Origin of the sequence: Pedobacter foliorum (assembly GCF_013266735.1) — a bacterium.
Lineage (GTDB): Bacteria > Bacteroidota > Bacteroidia > Sphingobacteriales > Sphingobacteriaceae > Pedobacter > Pedobacter foliorum.
In genome coordinates this window covers 526,355-543,010 of the sequence record NZ_JABSNU010000001.1, presented here as the reverse complement: position 1 = coordinate 543,010, position 16,656 = coordinate 526,355, and the positions used below count along the sequence as shown (strand labels likewise).

General features: G+C 45.1%; 22 protein-coding genes. 16 read left to right on the top strand and 6 right to left on the bottom strand.

Translation table 11 applies throughout. The features are described from left to right. Positions 1–174: 174 nt before the first annotated feature. The 3 genes from HQN83_RS02485 (at position 175) to HQN83_RS02475 (ending at position 2,465) form a co-directional block, all read left to right on the top strand. Positions 175–588, top strand: a complete 414-nt coding sequence (locus tag HQN83_RS02485; protein ID WP_173088255.1) for a plasmid mobilization protein — start codon at positions 175–177, stop codon at positions 586–588. An 85-nt stretch (positions 589–673) separates the two neighbouring features. Next, the gene (locus HQN83_RS02480) at positions 674–1,837 is read left to right on the top strand and encodes a relaxase/mobilization nuclease domain-containing protein (protein ID WP_173088254.1); all 1,164 of its coding nucleotides are present in this window, start codon (positions 674–676) and stop codon (positions 1,835–1,837) included. A gap of 31 nt (positions 1,838–1,868) precedes the next feature. Further along, on the top strand, positions 1,869–2,465 hold the full coding sequence (locus HQN83_RS02475) for a hypothetical protein (RefSeq protein WP_173088253.1): 597 nt from the start codon (positions 1,869–1,871) through the stop codon (positions 2,463–2,465). A gap of 17 nt (positions 2,466–2,482) precedes the next feature. Here the strand turns inward: HQN83_RS02475 and HQN83_RS02470 are convergent, their stop codons facing one another. Further along, positions 2,483–3,163: a carboxypeptidase-like regulatory domain-containing protein gene (locus tag HQN83_RS02470; protein ID WP_173088251.1), complete on the bottom strand. Its 681-nt coding sequence runs from the start codon at positions 3,161–3,163 to the stop codon at positions 2,483–2,485. Between the two features lie 217 nt (positions 3,164–3,380). After that, positions 3,381–3,890, bottom strand: coding sequence for a hypothetical protein (locus HQN83_RS02465; RefSeq protein WP_173088249.1), 510 nt, complete (start codon positions 3,888–3,890; stop codon positions 3,381–3,383). Positions 3,891–3,956: 66 nt separating this feature from the next. Here HQN83_RS02465 and HQN83_RS02460 point away from each other — a divergent pair, with 66 nt between their 5' ends. After that, positions 3,957–4,619: a ParA family protein gene (locus tag HQN83_RS02460; RefSeq protein WP_173088247.1), complete on the top strand. Its 663-nt coding sequence runs from the start codon at positions 3,957–3,959 to the stop codon at positions 4,617–4,619. Positions 4,620–4,723: 104 nt separating this feature from the next. Continuing rightward, positions 4,724–5,023 (top strand): hypothetical protein, encoded by a 300-nt coding sequence (locus HQN83_RS02455; protein ID WP_173088245.1) that lies wholly within the window; start codon positions 4,724–4,726, stop codon positions 5,021–5,023. Positions 5,024–5,159: 136 nt separating this feature from the next. Here HQN83_RS02455 and HQN83_RS02450 read toward each other — a convergent pair whose 3' ends face one another. After that, on the bottom strand, positions 5,160–5,528 hold the full coding sequence (locus HQN83_RS02450) for a nuclear transport factor 2 family protein (protein WP_173088243.1): 369 nt from the start codon (positions 5,526–5,528) through the stop codon (positions 5,160–5,162). A 34-nt stretch (positions 5,529–5,562) separates the two neighbouring features. Here HQN83_RS02450 and HQN83_RS02445 point away from each other — a divergent pair, with 34 nt between their 5' ends. The 5 genes from HQN83_RS02445 to HQN83_RS25240 all read left to right on the top strand — a co-directional run bounded on the left by HQN83_RS02445 (position 5,563) and on the right by HQN83_RS25240 (position 9,060). Beyond that, positions 5,563–5,898, top strand: a complete 336-nt coding sequence (locus HQN83_RS02445) for a DUF4134 family protein (protein WP_246254190.1) — start codon at positions 5,563–5,565, stop codon at positions 5,896–5,898. An 89-nt stretch (positions 5,899–5,987) separates the two neighbouring features. Continuing rightward, positions 5,988–6,266, top strand: coding sequence for a DUF4134 domain-containing protein (locus HQN83_RS02440; protein ID WP_246254187.1), 279 nt, complete (start codon positions 5,988–5,990; stop codon positions 6,264–6,266). After that, complete coding sequence (locus HQN83_RS02435) at positions 6,266–6,565, top strand: plasmid transfer protein (RefSeq protein ID WP_173088239.1); 300 nt, start codon at positions 6,266–6,268, stop codon at positions 6,563–6,565. The genes HQN83_RS02440 and HQN83_RS02435 overlap by 1 nt, the downstream gene beginning before the upstream one ends. After that, positions 6,549–7,808, top strand: a complete 1,260-nt coding sequence (locus tag HQN83_RS25245; protein WP_246254184.1) for a hypothetical protein — start codon at positions 6,549–6,551, stop codon at positions 7,806–7,808. The genes HQN83_RS02435 and HQN83_RS25245 overlap by 17 nt, the downstream gene beginning before the upstream one ends. A gap of 34 nt (positions 7,809–7,842) precedes the next feature. Beyond that, positions 7,843–9,060: a TraG family conjugative transposon ATPase gene (locus tag HQN83_RS25240; protein ID WP_317172485.1), complete on the top strand. Its 1,218-nt coding sequence runs from the start codon at positions 7,843–7,845 to the stop codon at positions 9,058–9,060. On the opposite strand, the gene HQN83_RS02425 is transcribed toward HQN83_RS25240, so the two are convergent. Further along, on the bottom strand, positions 9,014–9,268 hold the full coding sequence (locus HQN83_RS02425; RefSeq protein ID WP_173088237.1) for an energy transducer TonB: 255 nt from the start codon (positions 9,266–9,268) through the stop codon (positions 9,014–9,016). The genes HQN83_RS25240 and HQN83_RS02425 overlap by 47 nt on opposite strands. A gap of 275 nt (positions 9,269–9,543) precedes the next feature. Between HQN83_RS02425 and HQN83_RS02420 the strand changes: the two genes are divergently transcribed. Then, positions 9,544–10,194: a hypothetical protein gene (locus tag HQN83_RS02420; RefSeq protein WP_173088235.1), complete on the top strand. Its 651-nt coding sequence runs from the start codon at positions 9,544–9,546 to the stop codon at positions 10,192–10,194. Between the two features lie 5 nt (positions 10,195–10,199). Here HQN83_RS02420 and HQN83_RS02415 read toward each other — a convergent pair whose 3' ends face one another. Then, the gene (locus HQN83_RS02415) at positions 10,200–10,739 is read right to left on the bottom strand and encodes a hypothetical protein (protein ID WP_173088233.1); all 540 of its coding nucleotides are present in this window, start codon (positions 10,737–10,739) and stop codon (positions 10,200–10,202) included. A 114-nt stretch (positions 10,740–10,853) separates the two neighbouring features. On the opposite strand from HQN83_RS02415, the gene HQN83_RS02410 reads away from it, so the two are divergent. The 3 genes from HQN83_RS02410 to HQN83_RS02400 are packed head-to-tail and all read left to right on the top strand — an operon-like array spanning position 10,854 to position 13,988. Further along, positions 10,854–11,534 (top strand): hypothetical protein, encoded by a 681-nt coding sequence (locus tag HQN83_RS02410; RefSeq protein WP_173088231.1) that lies wholly within the window; start codon positions 10,854–10,856, stop codon positions 11,532–11,534. Between the two features lie 53 nt (positions 11,535–11,587). Further along, a complete protein-coding gene (locus HQN83_RS02405) occupies positions 11,588–12,211 on the top strand; it encodes a hypothetical protein (RefSeq protein ID WP_173088229.1) in 624 nt (207 codons plus the stop codon). 58 nt (positions 12,212–12,269) lie between these two features. Next, the gene (locus tag HQN83_RS02400) at positions 12,270–13,988 is read left to right on the top strand and encodes an IPT/TIG domain-containing protein (protein WP_173088227.1); all 1,719 of its coding nucleotides are present in this window, start codon (positions 12,270–12,272) and stop codon (positions 13,986–13,988) included. A gap of 35 nt (positions 13,989–14,023) precedes the next feature. Here HQN83_RS02400 and parS read toward each other — a convergent pair whose 3' ends face one another. Beyond that, entirely contained in the window at positions 14,024–14,485 is a 462-nt protein-coding gene (gene parS / locus HQN83_RS02395) for a type II RES/Xre toxin-antitoxin system antitoxin (protein WP_173088225.1), read from the bottom strand. A 71-nt stretch (positions 14,486–14,556) separates the two neighbouring features. On the opposite strand from parS, the gene HQN83_RS02390 reads away from it, so the two are divergent. Both HQN83_RS02390 and HQN83_RS02385 read left to right on the top strand, forming a co-directional pair. Continuing rightward, complete coding sequence (locus tag HQN83_RS02390; protein ID WP_246254181.1) at positions 14,557–15,345, top strand: hypothetical protein; 789 nt, start codon at positions 14,557–14,559, stop codon at positions 15,343–15,345. Between the two features lie 151 nt (positions 15,346–15,496). Continuing rightward, positions 15,497–16,651 carry a plasmid transfer protein gene (locus HQN83_RS02385; RefSeq protein ID WP_173088223.1) on the top strand — a complete coding sequence of 385 codons (1,155 nt, stop codon included), beginning with the start codon at positions 15,497–15,499 and terminating at the stop codon, positions 16,649–16,651. Positions 16,652–16,656: the final 5 nt, after the last annotated feature.

The following is a 16,656-nucleotide window of genomic DNA, read 5'->3' as shown; positions in this document are numbered from 1 at the left end:
GTTCGATGTGGCTCCCCAAAAATTCATCGGATGAATCTATTCCAGCTGGTTCCTTTGAAACCTGGCTGCAAAGTAAAAATAAGCCGTCTGCTTATCAGCATCCTGATTTGAATTTTACTTGACAACTCCGTTTTGTCGTAAATGATCAAGGAGTTAAATCTACTCAAAGTCTTTATGGAAGAGAAATACAAATGGCTCAAAGGTAGACCGCCCTTGAAAAATGGCAAACGTAACCGCATGATTAAAGTGTATTTCACTGAGGAAGAGTTTGCTCTTGTGCGGGAGCTGGTATTAGCATTGGGTATCAAACGCACTGAATTTGTTCGGATGCGGGTGTTACAGGGATCTTCACAGATCATGTTCAGCGCAAAAGAATTGATGGTTCAACTGGATCTGCTTGGGGCTGAGCTCGCCCGTTCAGGAAACAACATCAACCAGCTTGCCAGGTATGCGAATGTATTGAATAAGCGGACATTGCTGTCCCCACAGATTATTGAACGCTACAATGTGCTATTGGCGGAGTACCTCAAAATTCAGCAGCGGCTGGAGACCACCTTGCGCAAACTCATCAGGTCAATGACTAAATAAGATAATTGCGATAGAATCCTTGGGTTCAGTTTTTTATGATTTCCTCTGCTTGTGGAATTAGGGGTTCAAAAAATCATTGAAATTTATGATTGTAAGAATCCTCGCTAAAAGCAAAACCTTTAAGGGTGTCCTTTACAACACCAATAAGGTGGATAAAAACAAAGGTGAACTGATGAAAGTTTCTGGATTCGGGGCTTTGCAGGGGATGACCAAGCTCAGCCCATTGGATTACATCGATTATTTGCAAATGCTCTCTGCCAGAAGTAAACGGATTGAATATCCGCAGTTTCATGCTTTCATCTCCGCAAAAGGGAAAACCGTCAGCAAGCAGCAGTTGACGGTTATCGCTACTGCATGGCTAGAGAAAATGGGCTATGGTCAACAACCTTACCTCATCATCTTTCATAAAGATACACGTAACCATCATGTCCACATCGTCTCTACCCGGGTGGATAAGTCGTCCGGAGAAAAGATCTATAGTAAGTATGAGCGCATTCGGGGGATAACTGCATTAAATCAGGTGATGAACCTGGATGAAAAATTAGTTTCCAAAGCTGACCTGGAAAAAGCATTGGCATTTAACTTTTCGACCAAAGCTCAGTTGATGATGGTTCTGGAAAGTAAGGGGTATAAAGTATTGGAGGATCAGGGTAAGTTGGTGATGGTCAAATTCGGCCTCAGACTATGCGAGATTAATGCTTCAGCGGTTGAAGTCCGTACCATGAATTACCGGCCTGATGTAGGCCGGGCAAAACAGATCAGGGCCTGGCTGCAGGAATATCGTTTACTGTATTCGGGGGTTTTACGGGGACAAACTGTTCCTTTGCCCGGGGGTAGAGTAAAGCAACAGGCCCGTTATACTTCTGACCTTGCGGTAGTGCTGAAGGAAAAATTTGGTATGGAACTGATCTTTCAGGGGAATCCGGGGAAAGCTCCTTATGACTATACCCTATTGGATGGTGTGCAGGGAAATGTTTTCAAGGGTAATGAGCTGCTGGACTTGTCGGTACTGACTGAGGAATTGGGTATTGCATTACAGCGGCCAATACCACCAAGATCGGATTGGACTGCAAACATCCCCAATCAGGAACAGATGGATGAGTTATTGCCGCTCGCTTTAGACTGCGCGCTCCACTCTGAACAGGCGTTTACGCCCTATGAAGCTCCTATTGGCCTCAGCATCGCTGATGACATCGATGACGAGGCGATTCATGGTCGCAAGCGGCAGAAAAGAAACAATACGCGATGAGAATTGCTGATTTTACTTTATCTTGTACCTAATGAAACGACCATTAATTTACGCCCTGTTTACGCTGTTGAGTTTTACAAAGGCTTTTGCTCAGGAGAAAATCTGGACTAAACAGACGAAAATATCAAAGGTGATCGCTTTTGAAAAAAAGGTCAATCCAAAATCCAAATTTCTGAATCAGGAAGTATTCGTGTCTAAGGAATATTATCCTTTGGCTGAGAAATATGTCGTTGCCAACCCTATAATCGTTCAGCGGGTGGCACAGTATGACCTCCCTATATATGCGGAATACTATTTTACTCCTGGGGATTCCATCTTAAGGCTCATTTCTTACAATTGGGAAAAAGGACGCTATGGCGACTTAGCTGACTTACAAAAGACCTGGAAAGAGGAGAACACAAAGTTTGACGTTTATGGTAAGGAGTATGAAAGGATCAAGAAGATGCTGATAAGTCAATTTGGTAAAGCTACAACTGCTGATGCCTCAGCGAAAACAGTAAACTCGGAAGAATCAAGCTACCTGGAAAGAAATACGCTCTGGGAAACCGAAAATATGCATCTGGAATTGAATATGATTTTTGCACAGCATACGCATCGGATCAGAATGACCTTGTACTGGAAGAATTAATCAGGAATGGAAAGTGATTAGGGCGTTTTTTGGATGGGGCGAATGATCCGTTTCAGCAGAGTCGGCTTTCGGGTGATACAGACCTCTCCCATTAGCATTGAAGCGTCCTGGGAGAGCATTATGGTAAATAGTTTACCTTTCTCAGCCCGCACTTCCTGTTCATAAGCTTGATATCCAGGGTGCGAGATCATCAGCACTGCTTTAATGCCCTTATCAAAACTGATCTGGAAATTACCTGTACTATCAGTCAATGATTTGATCCCGGTGCCTTTTATCCTTACTTCGGCTCCTGCTACGACTCCTTTTATATTCTTATCCCAAACAACCCCGTTTATTGTGCTGAGGCTATCTGCTGGCTGTGTTTGCTTTTCGATGGCCTGGGGCTTTGGGCTGCATTCAGTTCCCGGGACGGCTTCTATTTTTTGTTTTTGTATCGAGGTATTTGGAGAGGCTTTCAAGGTAAAGGGAAACATGAGCACTGCGGCTGCAAGGATCCTGGTACTCAATACAGTCCATGCATTTGCTTTTTTCAATTCTTCTGGCTGCTGGGCCAGCTGATTCTTGAAAAACCTTCCGCATATTTTTTCATCCTGATGTTGCAGAAACCACTCTTGTAAGGCTTTCTCATTGAAATTACTGAAATCAATGACGCTTTTCTGGCAGGATGAGCAGTAACTTCCTCCCGCTACGGGTGACATGCCGGCCCAGTTTTCTGGACACCTTTTGGGGATACTGATTGCTATGCGTTCATTCATGCATGAATTTAAACTAAAATCCTGACATTTTCATTAGGATCATCTTCATCGGGAACCAGAAAGGTGGTATCAGTATCGCTGATGACATCGATGAGGAGCCGATCCATGGTCGCAGGCGGCAGAAAAGGAACAACAGGCGATGATCAAAATTCTTTTTTGATTAATCCTTATGGACTCTGATACGACCTTGTGGTGCAATAACAATGTCTTTGGGAAGATTCGGGAAAAATTTAATAATGGTTTCCCTGGGGTAAGTACCTGTGGAGATAAATGTCCAGTTTTTTCCCTGATCAGCACTGATCCCTAATAAAGTCGAGGGTACATCGGCATAGCCACCTTCGTAGTTCATGACGATGGTATCTGGGATCGTGCAATAGATTTCGTTTCCTGAGGGAATAAACTTTCCGACTGCTCCGAGGGTGGCGGCCCGAAAATTCATTCCTTTGCTTGCGGCTTGGTCCATGGCGGATTTTGTGGCCTCAATCATTTTTTCTTTACCTCCCATGATATTGTGGACATTGGGATGGGTATAATCAGCAAAAGTAGCATAATCACTTTGCTTTAATGCGTTCATCAGCTTGAGTGCGTCGCGCTTAATGGCGATGGTATCCTGGGCATAGCTGTAACTGCTCGCAAAGCACAGCATCAGCAGGATCATGTATCTTCTCATGGCGTTAATTTTACTGCAAACTAATCAATACCTAGATTTTTAGCAATTCATTTTAAATATTTTTTGATGATCATCTTAATCGGAAATCAGAAAGGTGGTGTGGGGAAAAGCACTTTTACCTTGCTATTGGCGAACTACCTGACTCAGCTTCGGTATTGTAAGGTTACCGTGCTGGATCTGGATCCTCAACAGTCTATTGTGCAGCAATACCAGAAGGCAAAACTGCTGGAAAATAAGGAACCTTATGAGGTCCGCTCGGCAAGCCTGGAAGATTTTCCTACACTACTGCCGGCGCTCCATCTGAATCCTGAGGAGCTGACCTTGATTGATCTTCCTGGTAGACTAGATGAGGATGGACTGATTCCGGTCGTTAGCTCGGCAGATCTGGTACTCTGTCCCTTTTGCTATGATGAGTTTAGTTTCGGATCTACGGTTTTGTTTTCAGTGGTGCTACAAAAAATCAATCCTGAACTGGAGCTGGCTTATATTCCTAACCGCATGATGGCTAATTTGAGTGATGATACGCTGCAGGAGGTTGACCGGCAGCTGGGGAAATTTGGTCTGGTGACTTATGGCCTGCCGGACTGGATCGATTTTCAGTGGGTAAATACTCTTCATACCCCGGAAATTGTACTGCCCCTGGTCCGGCGGGTAATGGATCAGCTTTTTACCAGGTACTTGTCCTTTCTGTTGGAGGACTTGTCTGCAGGGGAATTAAATGATGACTAGTATCTCTGGGCTGAAATTATCTGCTGATCAGCTTCTGCTGTAGCACTGGGGAAACACCCCCGCTTTGAATTAACACTTTTATTAAACCATTATTAAAACTTAGTATGATGAATTGGATTTCTTTTATTGCCTGGCTCGGGGCGCTTTATGCGCTCTATTATTTTTCCATCATTGTACTGGATCCTATCCGTTCGGGTACTCCTGCCCATTCGGATGACCTGCCGGTCCTCACATTTTCTGAAACCAACGAACCTGAAAAGGTCAGTATGGAGGATTTTACCGGCAGACCTGTTGATTCCGTACCTGTTCCCCCATCTGTGGGTCTGGGAGGTATTTCGCTGAAAGCGTTGTTCGAGCTCGCTCGTAAAGATGCGATTGAGTATACCCGCTCTGTGAGTTTCTAATCACCTTAATTGCTGGTCAGGGTAAAATGGCAAGCCGGTTCAATCCTGGTATTTACTGGTTTACCATCGAATTTACCGGAATCCTATTCTGTGGGATGAGCTGAAATATCCTTATGCTCCGATGTGTTTTGTCAGCCTATTTCTGAAAACTGGAGATTGATTTAATCGCTGATTTTCCGGCACTGACAAAGGTGAATACATCACAGAACTGGTAGTCCATACCATCTTCCCTGCTGATTGTGCCAAGGACCACGGCCTCTGGTCCATGGGTGATGATTTTTAAGATGCTGAGTTCTGCTATTTTTACCGAGTGGTATTTCCTCAGGTATTTCAGACAACTTGCCTTGTCTTCAAAGCTGATCCCTGGAAACTCCCATCTGATCTGTTCGTGTAAATGAGCGCCGACAAAGTCTGATTCTCCCTGGTAAATTGCCAGGTAAAATTCCTGTAAAAACAGTTTTCTGGTTGAATTCCCACAGTCTCTTCCAATGACCATTCCTCTCATAAAAAATAAGTTTTAGCTAATAACAGCCTAATCTATGAAAATATTTATTGTTCCCAAGTGCTTGCAGGGCTTTCGTTTGTTAGTTTATGCGATGCTACTGCCCTTGATCACCCTGAGTTTTCATTGCCAGGGTCAACCTGGTATTGCGGAAATGCAGCAGGCAAACGCTTCCTTTAGGACTTCCTTCTTCTCCGCTTTTGATGCCACCTTAGTGCTGGCAACTTTACTGGGGATTTGTGGTGCGGTACGCATTTATCACAACCTGCAAATGGGCAAAAACCAGTTTACTGCCGAAGTGGCGGCCTGGTTTCTTGCTGCGTTGTTCGTCATCCTTATGGGACCATTTCTTCGTGGTCTCTTTGGCATTTAGCCGTCTTCTTCTATGTTCAGCCTATTTGGGCTGCAGTATTACATTTATTCTTTAGGTATCAAATGCAAATCCTTAAAAACATGTTGGTTATGGCTGTTATTTTCGCCTTAACCCAAACCGCTGCTTTGGCTCAAAGTGGGGTAAATGGTTTAAATACGGCCACAACTACTCTTAAAACTTACATTGGTCCGGTGACCACTGCGACCCTGGTGATTGGCGGTATTGTTGGTCTAGTTGGGGGCTTACGGGTTTATTCCAAATGGAACTCTGGTGATCAGGACATCAACAAGGAGCTCATGGGCTGGGTAGGCTCCTGTCTCTTTCTGGTCCTGTCCTCACTGATTGTTAAAGCGTTCTTCGGTCTGTAATGCAGCAGAGCTACAACATTTACAAGGGGCTACAAAAGCCCCTGGAGTACAAAGGCTTCCGTGGTAAATTCATCTATTGGGGTATTGCTTCCTTACTCCTGGGATTAGTATTTGGTGCCATTGTGATGGCAACCCTCAGCATGCTGGCGGGTGTGCTGGTACTGGTGATCATCATGCTTGGTGGTTTGGCCTATACCGCGAAGCTGCAAAAGAATGGTTTACACCACAAAACCCGCTCCTCAGGTCATTACCTGTTCGCTTCAACCATTAAGTATCCTATCTATGACAAAAAAGAATGAATTCAAAATGCCCTACCTGGGCATTGCTCCTCAGCCTGATTTTGATTTACTCTACGGGCTCAATGGTGAGTTTTCTGTGGTGATCAAAATGAACAACCCGGTTCTTCAGTATGCAGGATCAGCTGAAGCTTACCTTGAGTTCCATAACCTGTTTAACAACATCATCAAGGTATTAGGTAGTGGCTACCTCATCCAGAAACAGGATGTCCTATCCAATTGCCTGTATCCTTACCGGCCTGCAGCGGAATACCTGCAGGATCAGTACAACCGGCATTTTGCCGGTCGTCAGGTGCTGAATCTCCAAACTTACCTGTGCATCACCCGGGGAGTAAAGAAAGGTGCTTTTTATCAGTATGATCCCAAAAGCTTAAATGCCTTTAAACAGAATATTGATAAAGTGATGGCCATTCTTTCTTCGGCGGGTGCAAAACCGGAAATACTCCATGAGAAAGAAATTCGGATGCTCCTCAAACGTATCCTGTCGATGAACTTTAGCGAGGGGGCTTTTTCATTGAATAACCTGGCTGTGGCAGATACAGAAATAAAAATGGGTACCAGTTCATTGCGCAGCATCAGTCTGATTGACATAGATACCATTGATCTCCCTTCTGAGATTGCAGCCAATACGGTGCTTACTGGGAATGACGCCACCCGTGGATTCCCTGTGGACTTGTTGTCTTTTTTGACCAAAACCCCGGGTTACCGATGCATCCTGTACAACCAGCTCATCGAAATTCCGGATCAATCGCTGACGCTTCGTAAACTTGCTTTAAAACGGAAACGGCATTCGGGGATTCCTGATCCTGCCAATGCCATTTGTGTGGAGGACATTGACCTGCTTTTGAATGATGTGGCCCGCGACAATCAGCTATTGGTCAATGCGCATTTCAATATCCTGGTTTCTGCAGAAAATGACCTGCTTCAGGGGGCATGTAATTTTATAGAAAGCGAATTGTTTAACCTGGGTATCACGCCTTCCAGCAATGCATACAACCAGCTGGAACTGTTTCGTACTGCGATTCCTGGCAATGGCGTGGAACTCAAACCTTATGACTGGTTCCTGACTACGGGTGATGCTGCCCTTTGTTTTTTGTATAAGGAGTCCCTACCTAGGGATGATCCTTCGGATTTTTTGATTCGTTTTACCGATCGCCAGGGAACGCCCCTTGGGATTGACCTTTCAGATCTGATGATGGATACCGGGCGCATGACCAATAGGTCCAGGTTCTGCCTGGGACCCTAGTGGAAGCGGCAAATCGTATTTCATCAACAACCTGGTGGAGCAGTACATGCTGTCCAATATGGATGTGGTGATTGTAGATACGGGCCATAGTTATTCTGGTTTGTGTCAGTACTTTGGTGGTAAATACATTACCTATACGGAAGAGTGTCCCATTACCATGAATCCTTTTACCATTACTGAAGGGGAATACAACATCGAAAAGAAGGATTTCCTGGTTACCTTAATCGCTTTACTTTGGCGGGGTGCTGCAGGGACAGTCAGTCAAATCGAAAACGATGTCATTGCCCTGGTCATTTCTGCTTACTATGCCCATCATTTTGCTTTAGATGGCAGTGCTGCTGTAGGTCTGGATCAGGCTGGTTTGGGTTTTAATTCCTTTTACGAGTTTGCATTGCTGAAAATTCCGGAAATCAAGCGCAGCGAACAGATTAGTTTTGATCTGGAGGAATTCCGTTTTGTGCTGAAGAAGTTTTATAAAGGTGGGCAATACGACACCATTTTAAATCAGCAAGTGGATCAATCGCTTTTTACTGCTCCTTTTATTGTGTTCGAAATTGACAACATCAAGGAGTCTAAGGTCTTGTTCCCCATCGTTACTTTGATCATTATGGATGTCTTTCTTCAGAAAATGCGCTTGCGGGAGGATCGACGTAAGGCGTTAATCATTGAGGAAGCCTGGAAGGCGATCGCCTCGCCCCTGATGGCAGGATACCTGGTGTTTATGTATAAAACTGTCCGTAAGTTCTATGGTGAGGCGATTGTCGTAACGCAGGAACTGGCCGATATTCTGGGGAATGAAACGGTAAAGGACAGCATCCTTAGTAATTCCGACACCATCATTCTACTGGATCAGCGTAAGTTCAAAGACAATTACGATCAGATTGCTGCCTTGCTGTCTTTAAGTGAAACTGAACGCAGAAAGATCTTTACCATCAATCAACTCGACAATAAAGCTGGTCGTGGTAAATTCAAAGAGGTGTACATCAAGCGGGGTGCTATTGGTGAGGTGTATGGTGTCGAGGTAAGTCTCGCGCAATACCTGACCTATACCACTGAAAAACCTGAAAAGAATGCGGTTGAGCGATATGTCCGCCATTATGGTGCTTATCCGGCTGGTCTGGATGCTTTTGTAGCTGATTTTCACAGCAGCGGACTGCCATTGGGGCAGTTTGTTTCGCAGGTTAACCGCAGGAGCTCTCTGGAGCTTAATTCGCCCGTTTCGACTCAAATTTCTGGACCAGCTTCACCTTGAATCTTGCCGGTTTTCCGTCTTTTGTTCCTGGAGTATATTTAGGTGCATGGAGCAGCAGGTTACGGACCCGCTCTCCAAAATCCGGATTGGTGTTCTTCTCAAACCGGGTTTGGGAAATGGTTCCGTCCCGCTCGATATAGATCCAGATGTTTACCTCTCCTTTTGCTCCGTTATTGATTTCTTTCTGCGTAAAATGGAATTGATTCATAATGTATCCTTGTATTCCATACTCCTGTCCTGGAAATTTCGGGATTTTGACGTTTCCATAGAATGGTCGGTTTAAATCGATGATCGTGGAATCTGCTTCGACAAAGGGTTTAGCTGAGTCTTGGGCATATAGATTAAAACTCAGCGCTAGGAGCAAAAAGATGCCGTAGCATTTGGAGAGGCGTTTCATATTTTTTAATTATTAATTAAAGCTAGAGTTAAGATACAGCTTTCTCTGTTAAAAAAACCAATCAAATGTGTAAATATTTTATCCTAATGATACTCCTGTTGTTGAATGCTCAGCTACAGGGTTTCTCCCAAACCCTGTACATTGATCCAGCGGTTTCTGCCGCCATCTATACCCATAGTGCAGCCATTGATGGGCAGTTGAACCGAACGAATAACAATTTGACGCTGATCCAAAGGGGTCAATTGGCGGTAAGCGGTCAATTGGTTATGGTCAATGAACTGCAGGACCGCATTTTTAGAGGTTTAAGTGAAGTTGCAGGAGTCATCCACAGCCTGACGACCATTCAGGAGATCGCCGACATTGGCATTGACATCATCAATGATGTCGGGCAAACCGTTTCTATCGCCCGATCTAATCCCCTGCTTTTGTTGTTTGCTGAGGAAGGTGCGCGTGAGTTTAAAACCCGTGCCACTAATCTGGCTTTAGAGGTCGGCGGCTTTGTGTTGCATGGTGGACCAAAAAACCTGATGGATTCCGGTGAAAGGGCTAAACTACTCAATCACATTGCTGCTGAACTTCGCATTCTTCGTGGTATTGCTTATGGCATGCATAGAGCCATGTACTGGGCAAAAATGCAGGGCATCTGGAAGTCGCTGAATCCCTGGAGCAATTGGATCAGTATGGATGTTCAAATCGCTGGTGATGTGATCCGTCAAGCTAAATACTTAAAGAAATAACTCCTTTATCTGGGGATATTCTGAACGGTCTTTGTGAAATCCAATTTCTGGTAAGTTTGCTTTAACTTTTCATTTACCGCTTCAGCGGTATTTTCAAAGGAGACCTTCTCCTTCTCAAAATGCCAGGTGCCCAATTCATTTATACTGCCGGGTGCTAGGGTAAACAAATAAAGACTGCCTTCAGGTTTTCTTATTTGTTGTTCGAACTGCTTAAAACCATACCAGGTACTTTTTTGATACATGTATTCCACAATGGCATATGTCCCGGGTTTGATAAAGAAAATGAAATTATGCTGTTTTGCGGATTTAAACAGTGGTTTGGCCCGAAAAACATAAAGCTCCTGGGTAGCAGTGTCCCTCAGATAGATTTCCTGATTGAGTCCTCCACTGGTCATGGCGTTAAGCCGCTGGACAAATGTCCCGTAAATCACGGCCCGCTCGGTGTTGATGGTATCCTTTTGGTCAACATCATCCAGACGGATGGTTTTCTGTGCTTTTGCAAAATAACAAAGGCATACTAAGAGCAGCGTTAATTTAAATTTCATTGATGATGTGTTTCATTTAGTGTCCTGGTCTGATTTCTCCTACGCTGGACAAGATCCTGGCAAATATCCTTCCTTAAAAGTAATTACTAATCTTCATTACTCAAAAGAACAGCTATGAAAACACCATTAATTTTTCAGCTGGTACGGATTTTACTTTGGGGTCTACTCCCACTGTCTTCCGTACAGGCCCAAAAGAAGGCCCTCAACATTGCTGGTCTGCACCAGCTTGTTGCAGATTCTAAATCTGAATACAATTTACAGAACAAGGCACGTGACCGGCAGGCGGTCAGTACGGCAAATGAACAGGCCAATAAAACCTTACTCGCAAAACTGAAAACCAGGTACCGGGACTTGCAGGATCGCTATCATGTGTTGGGGATGGTTATTCAGGTAGCGGATATCGGTATCAGGGCTGCTCGTATGCTGGACCAGATTGTCCGTAACCAGACTGCAATTTATGAGCTTGCCTATCGCAATCCTGTTTTGTTGGGTATTGCTTTTCAAGCGGAGAAAGAATTTTTGGCTAAAGCGCGTTCGCTACTCCACTACCTGATGGGTCTGTGCGCCAGTATCGGCGCGGTAAACCAGATGAAGGCTGCAGATCGCAGGATCTTGTTTGATTATGTGTTGGCGGAGTTGAACGGGATTCAGTCTTTATCCGCAAATCTGGCTGGAAACATGGCTTACAGCAGTACGGCAACCGGACTCCGCTCCTTAAATCCTTTTGCGGCTTACCTCGATACGGATAAACAGCTGGTGGAGGAGATTATCCAGAACGCCAAATTTTTGAAATGATGTGCAGGAACGCTTCCAGATCTCTGGTCACTCTGCTGATCGCTGCAGGACTCATGACCGAGGCAGACGCCCAGCGTGTGGTCTTTGACAGAAAACACTTTCAAACAGTCAACGAAAACGCCCTGGTTAGGCAGGCCGCAGAGCTCAACCACAATCAGTACCTGGAGAAGATCGATCAGAATCTTCAGACCATAAATCTCAATGTGGGTACCGTGCTGACTGCTCAGGCGATTATTTATGATGGCTTGTCTAACGTAAATTCTGCTTTAAAAAACGGACGGGCTGTTTTGCAGCTGGGAAATACGGTAGCTGACCTGATTAACTACAGCAATCAAATGGTCCAAATGGGGAGATCAGAACCTTACCTGTTGTTGTTTGCGGAAGATTTCACGAACCAGATGAAAGCCCGGTCGGTTCGCCTGCTTACTGAAGTATCCGGTTTTGTGCTTAAAGAAGGCAGCAATGTACTGGCTGATTACAATAGTCGGGATCAGCTTTTGCGTAAAATCACTCAGGAGTTGCAGCTACTGGTTTCCCTGGCTTATGGGGCATGGAAGGCCATGTACTGGGCAAGGGAACGGGGAATCCTTCGTTCTGTTAGTCCCTTTGAAAACTTTATTGCTCAGGACCGGCAACTGGTTGAGTCGATTATCAGGGACTCCAAATACCTGAAGTAGTAAAATAATTTCCTGAATTACTTATATTTGGGTCTGTTTAAGTTACGCCATTCTCCACATGTTCAATTCAATTCGTCCGAAGGCTACTCCTTTCGTCTGGAATGCTTTTTTGAAATACTCCATTTTATTTTCAGTCAGCCTTGTACTGCTATTTTCTGCTTGTAAAAAAGACAAATCCCTGGAGGAGGACAACCTTCCGCAGGTGACTACCACTGCCATTGTGCCGATTACCCCGACCAGGGTTACCTTAAAAGGGAACCTGAGCAGCAAGGGTAGAATCAAAATTCTTGATTATGGTTTCCTCTATGATGTCAGGGGTTATTTTGATGGGCCGACGATGAAGACCATTTCTCTTGGAAGTGCTGCTCAGGCGGGTGAGTTTACGGCAGAAATTGAGGGCCTGAATCCTGGATTTGGCGTCAATGACCGGGGATATTTGTATGCAAAAGCTTATTTTACCAATGAATTTGGAACGGTGTATGGAGAGCGGCTGCGTGTCGCCATGCCCTATCTGGTTTCCAGGGGTATCAGCCCAAGACAGGGAAAGATCGGTGACCGGATCACCCTGGATGGAGATTTTTTCGCCTCTGCGACGAAGCTGCTCAAGGTGCGTTTCAACCAGATCGAAGCAAAAATTATCTCCGCTACGGATAAAAAGATTGTGGTTGAAGTCCCTCCAGGACTTCCTGTCAGACACGGTGAAGGCGTAGGTATTGACATCAACACCGACGGGCAGCTGACTCCTGCTCAAGGTGACTTTACGATCCTGGCTACTTTTAAGGATTTCAGTCCCAAGTCCGGGCCGACCAATACTGTTCTTCACTTTACAGGAGAGAATCTGCCGGCTGGTTTCAGTTCTTCGGATGGAATTGAGATCTTGGTTGGGGGTGTTAAGACTTATACTTTCGCCTATCAGGAGTTTACGGCCACTGCACTGGAATCAAATCTGGTTAAAGTGAAAGTTGCTGCAAAAATAAACGGGGTTGAAGTTGAGCTTCCGGGTGAATTCACATATACCCCACCTGTGATTACATCCATGACCCCGACTTCAGCACTGGCCTTTGAACTGATTACCTTTAAGGGGACAAACTTTCCTTTAGCAACGCCATTTCACTATGCTACGATGAAAGTGGGTAATGCAACAGCATCTGCGGCTCTTTATAATGGGGATGTGACTGCTTCCATTCCCCCGCATCTGGAACCAGGAACCTATCCGGTGTCTTTTATCAGTGGTCCTTTTACCATTACCATGCCCCAGCAGCTGACGGTTAAGCCTTACCAGATGTTTTCACTTTCACCGGCTACGGGCTTTCCTTTAACTGAGCTTACCATTAAGGGGACCTTCAACAGGTTTCAGGAGTATTTTGTCCATTTCGGGGATCAAAGAATTAAGGGTACGGCCGTCTCCAATACAGATGTGCTTGTTGCAGCTCCACTGGCTGACCACGGAACGGAACTGAAAGCCCTCGTGGAAATGGTCGGGGGTCAGAAAATCCCTGTGCCGGGAGTATTTGTGGTGAAGGGGCCATTGATTACTTCCTTCTCTCCATCCTCAGGAGGTCCGGGTACACAGGTCACCATTAAGGGCGCTAACTTCAGGTCTGATTTTGGTGTCAGTATCGACCTTGGAACCGGTTATGCCCCTGCTGACGAAGTCAATGAAAATACGATCAAGTTTACCGTCCCTCGTATCATTGGTTCAGGGACCAATAAATTAAAGGTAATGATCAATAGTCAGACTGCGGTAAGCGCGTCCAGTTTTACCGTGATCAATTAAATCTCCTGGTTAATGCGTTGTTGGCAATTGGGTTTTTATAAAACTCCGTGTTGAATTCTGCCAATGATGCTGTTGACTTCGTCAATCCCAAAGATGGTGTCCATAATGGCTAATGGAATGCGGTTGCCCAATGCCCGGTTAGCGGTCTGAACCCATTTATTGAATTTTTCATGGTCAGTAAAAACCTGATATCCGAAACGGTAGACATCCATTAAGGCGATCAATTTCTCACTGATTGAGGGTCCAAAAGTTTCCGGTCCCTGTTTTTTATGCAAAGTGTTTTTAGTGGTTCCCAGTACAAAGGACAACTGATCATAGTCAATATCAATAGCTTGTTTGAAGGAAACCAGACTGTCTTTACTGATGCCGGTTCTTACCGATGCGATCTTATCAAAGTTCGTCCATGACCGCTGTATCCAATCTCCTTGTTTGCTGGATTGCTGTGCTACCTTTTTGTTTTCGCCAGGCGGTTTGTCTGACACTAGTTTACTTACCATGATCAGGTTTTTCACTAAAAATAAATAAAACAATTTACTTCATCAATGCTATTTCATTCTAATTATTTACTATGAATTCAAAACAAAAAAAGACAATTGTGCTATTGATCATAGCCGGCATTACTCAGTCGGTCTATGCGCAGCTTGCTATTGAAGACAAGGCCATGCGCTACCAACAGGAACGTATGGTGTTCAAACAATGGGACCGCGGTAAATTTGAACCGGGATCTGGTTGGTTGGGCATCAATCCTTACTACTGGCTGACCTGGGGATTACATCCGAACTATCCCAAAACTGATCGCAGGCCATTGAGTGCCTGGGGGCCACAGACACAGCGTCTGGGTTTAACTGGTTTGATGAATACGACCAGCAACAGTTATAAACTGGAAGCGGATACCCTGAGAAATACAGCGCTTCTGGAAATCGCTGGTTTTAGTGGTTTGGTTTCTGCTGCCGATCCGCTTTGGATTTTATACTACAGTAAGGAGCTCCGCGCTGTACTGGAATCTGATCCTGCTACTGTCCTTTCAGCCTTACCTGCTGCTGTACGCAGCAAGGTGATTGCTGAAGGTTTGTACGGTTGGTATGTGGATCAAATAGAACTGCTGAAAGAACGTGTAAACGGGGCGAGAACGGCCAATATGGATCGCGGATCTAGGATCCTTGCCTACCATCGCCTATTGCAGGAATACCGGCAATTGGAAGCAACCTGGGCAACCAGAACTGCTAATGCCCAAAGGAACCTGAAGTTAAGTGCTCAGCAGCAGAAAATGAAATCGGGTCAGGTCAGTATTGATTCCTGGACACCCGGTTCGGATGTGGAGATTGCCAAAGAAGTTTTAAGAACGCGTAAGTATTAGTTTTCTTCTTTATGATCACATTCCAGCTCTTTGGAGGGCTTTGCTGAAAAGCACCTCTAATAGAAAACCATAGCTATATTTTTTGACCGGGACAATGATCCGGTTTTTTTATGCCCATATTTTTCAGGGCAAATCCAATTTATCCAGACTTATGAATAAACTAAAACTGACCGTATTTCTGCTGCTCGTCGGGCTTGGTATGGCCCATGCGCAAACCTCAGGCCCTGATTACAAAAAATCCCTTGAATTCCTGCAGGGCAATGGTGTTTACGACGAAGGGATGATGACCTTCTTAAAAGGTTTAAAAGATTCCATCTGGACGCATTTTGACCTGTTCATCACGGATGCGAAAGCATTGTCTGCGATCTTTATGATCATTTTCTTTGCCATCAAAAGCTATGAGCTGATGGCTGGCGATAAAAAACTGGAGGTGATGCCCCTGCTGCGTCCCTTTGGCCTCGCCATGGTCATTCTCTGGTGGGGTGCTTTTGTGAAAATGGTGGCTTTCCCAACTGATCTGGTGGCGATAAAGACTGAGGAGATGTTCAAGACTGAGCAAAACAACGTCAATAACCTCCGGTTTGCGCGTGCGGATTACATGTACAAGGTAGCCAATGCCCTATACGCCTTTCAGGCTCAGACTGAGGTTGCTGAAAAGGAATCCAATACCTGGTATGAGCAGGCCTGGGATTCGGTCACCAGTACGGTTAAGGAGGGCATCTCAACTGTGGTGACTCCGTTGATCGAACTCAAGAACCGCATGAGCATCGGGATACAGTTACTGCTCACTCAATTGCTGGAACTTATTGGCATCTGGATCCTGCGTATTGCGGTCTATGTGGTTTTCCTTCTTCAGATCATCTATTCCAGTATCCTGATCATCTTGGGTCCTTTTGCTGTTGCTGCCAGTATCTTGCCTGCTTTCCGTGATAGTTTCAGTACCTGGGTAGCCAGGTTCATTTCGGTAAACCTGTATACCGGTATCGCCTATCTGATCATGTACCTGATGGCCTTGATGCAGAAATACGCGATGAGCTCTGAAATCAGTAAATACAAGGAGCTGCTCGGTCCGGATGGTACTGATGCTGCGCTGGCTAAAATGGCCATCTTTACCGGTAATGGAATCCTGTCCTTTGGTACAGTCATCATCGTGTTTCTCATAGGTGCCATTTGTATGTTCACTGTTCCCAGTATCTCTACCTGGATCATCTCCACTTCAGGCATCAGCTCAGCAGCTTCCAGCTTTGGCCGCGGCTCCACGACTGTTCTTGCTTTCAGCAAGAAAGTCGGTGGTAAATTGCTGTAAACACT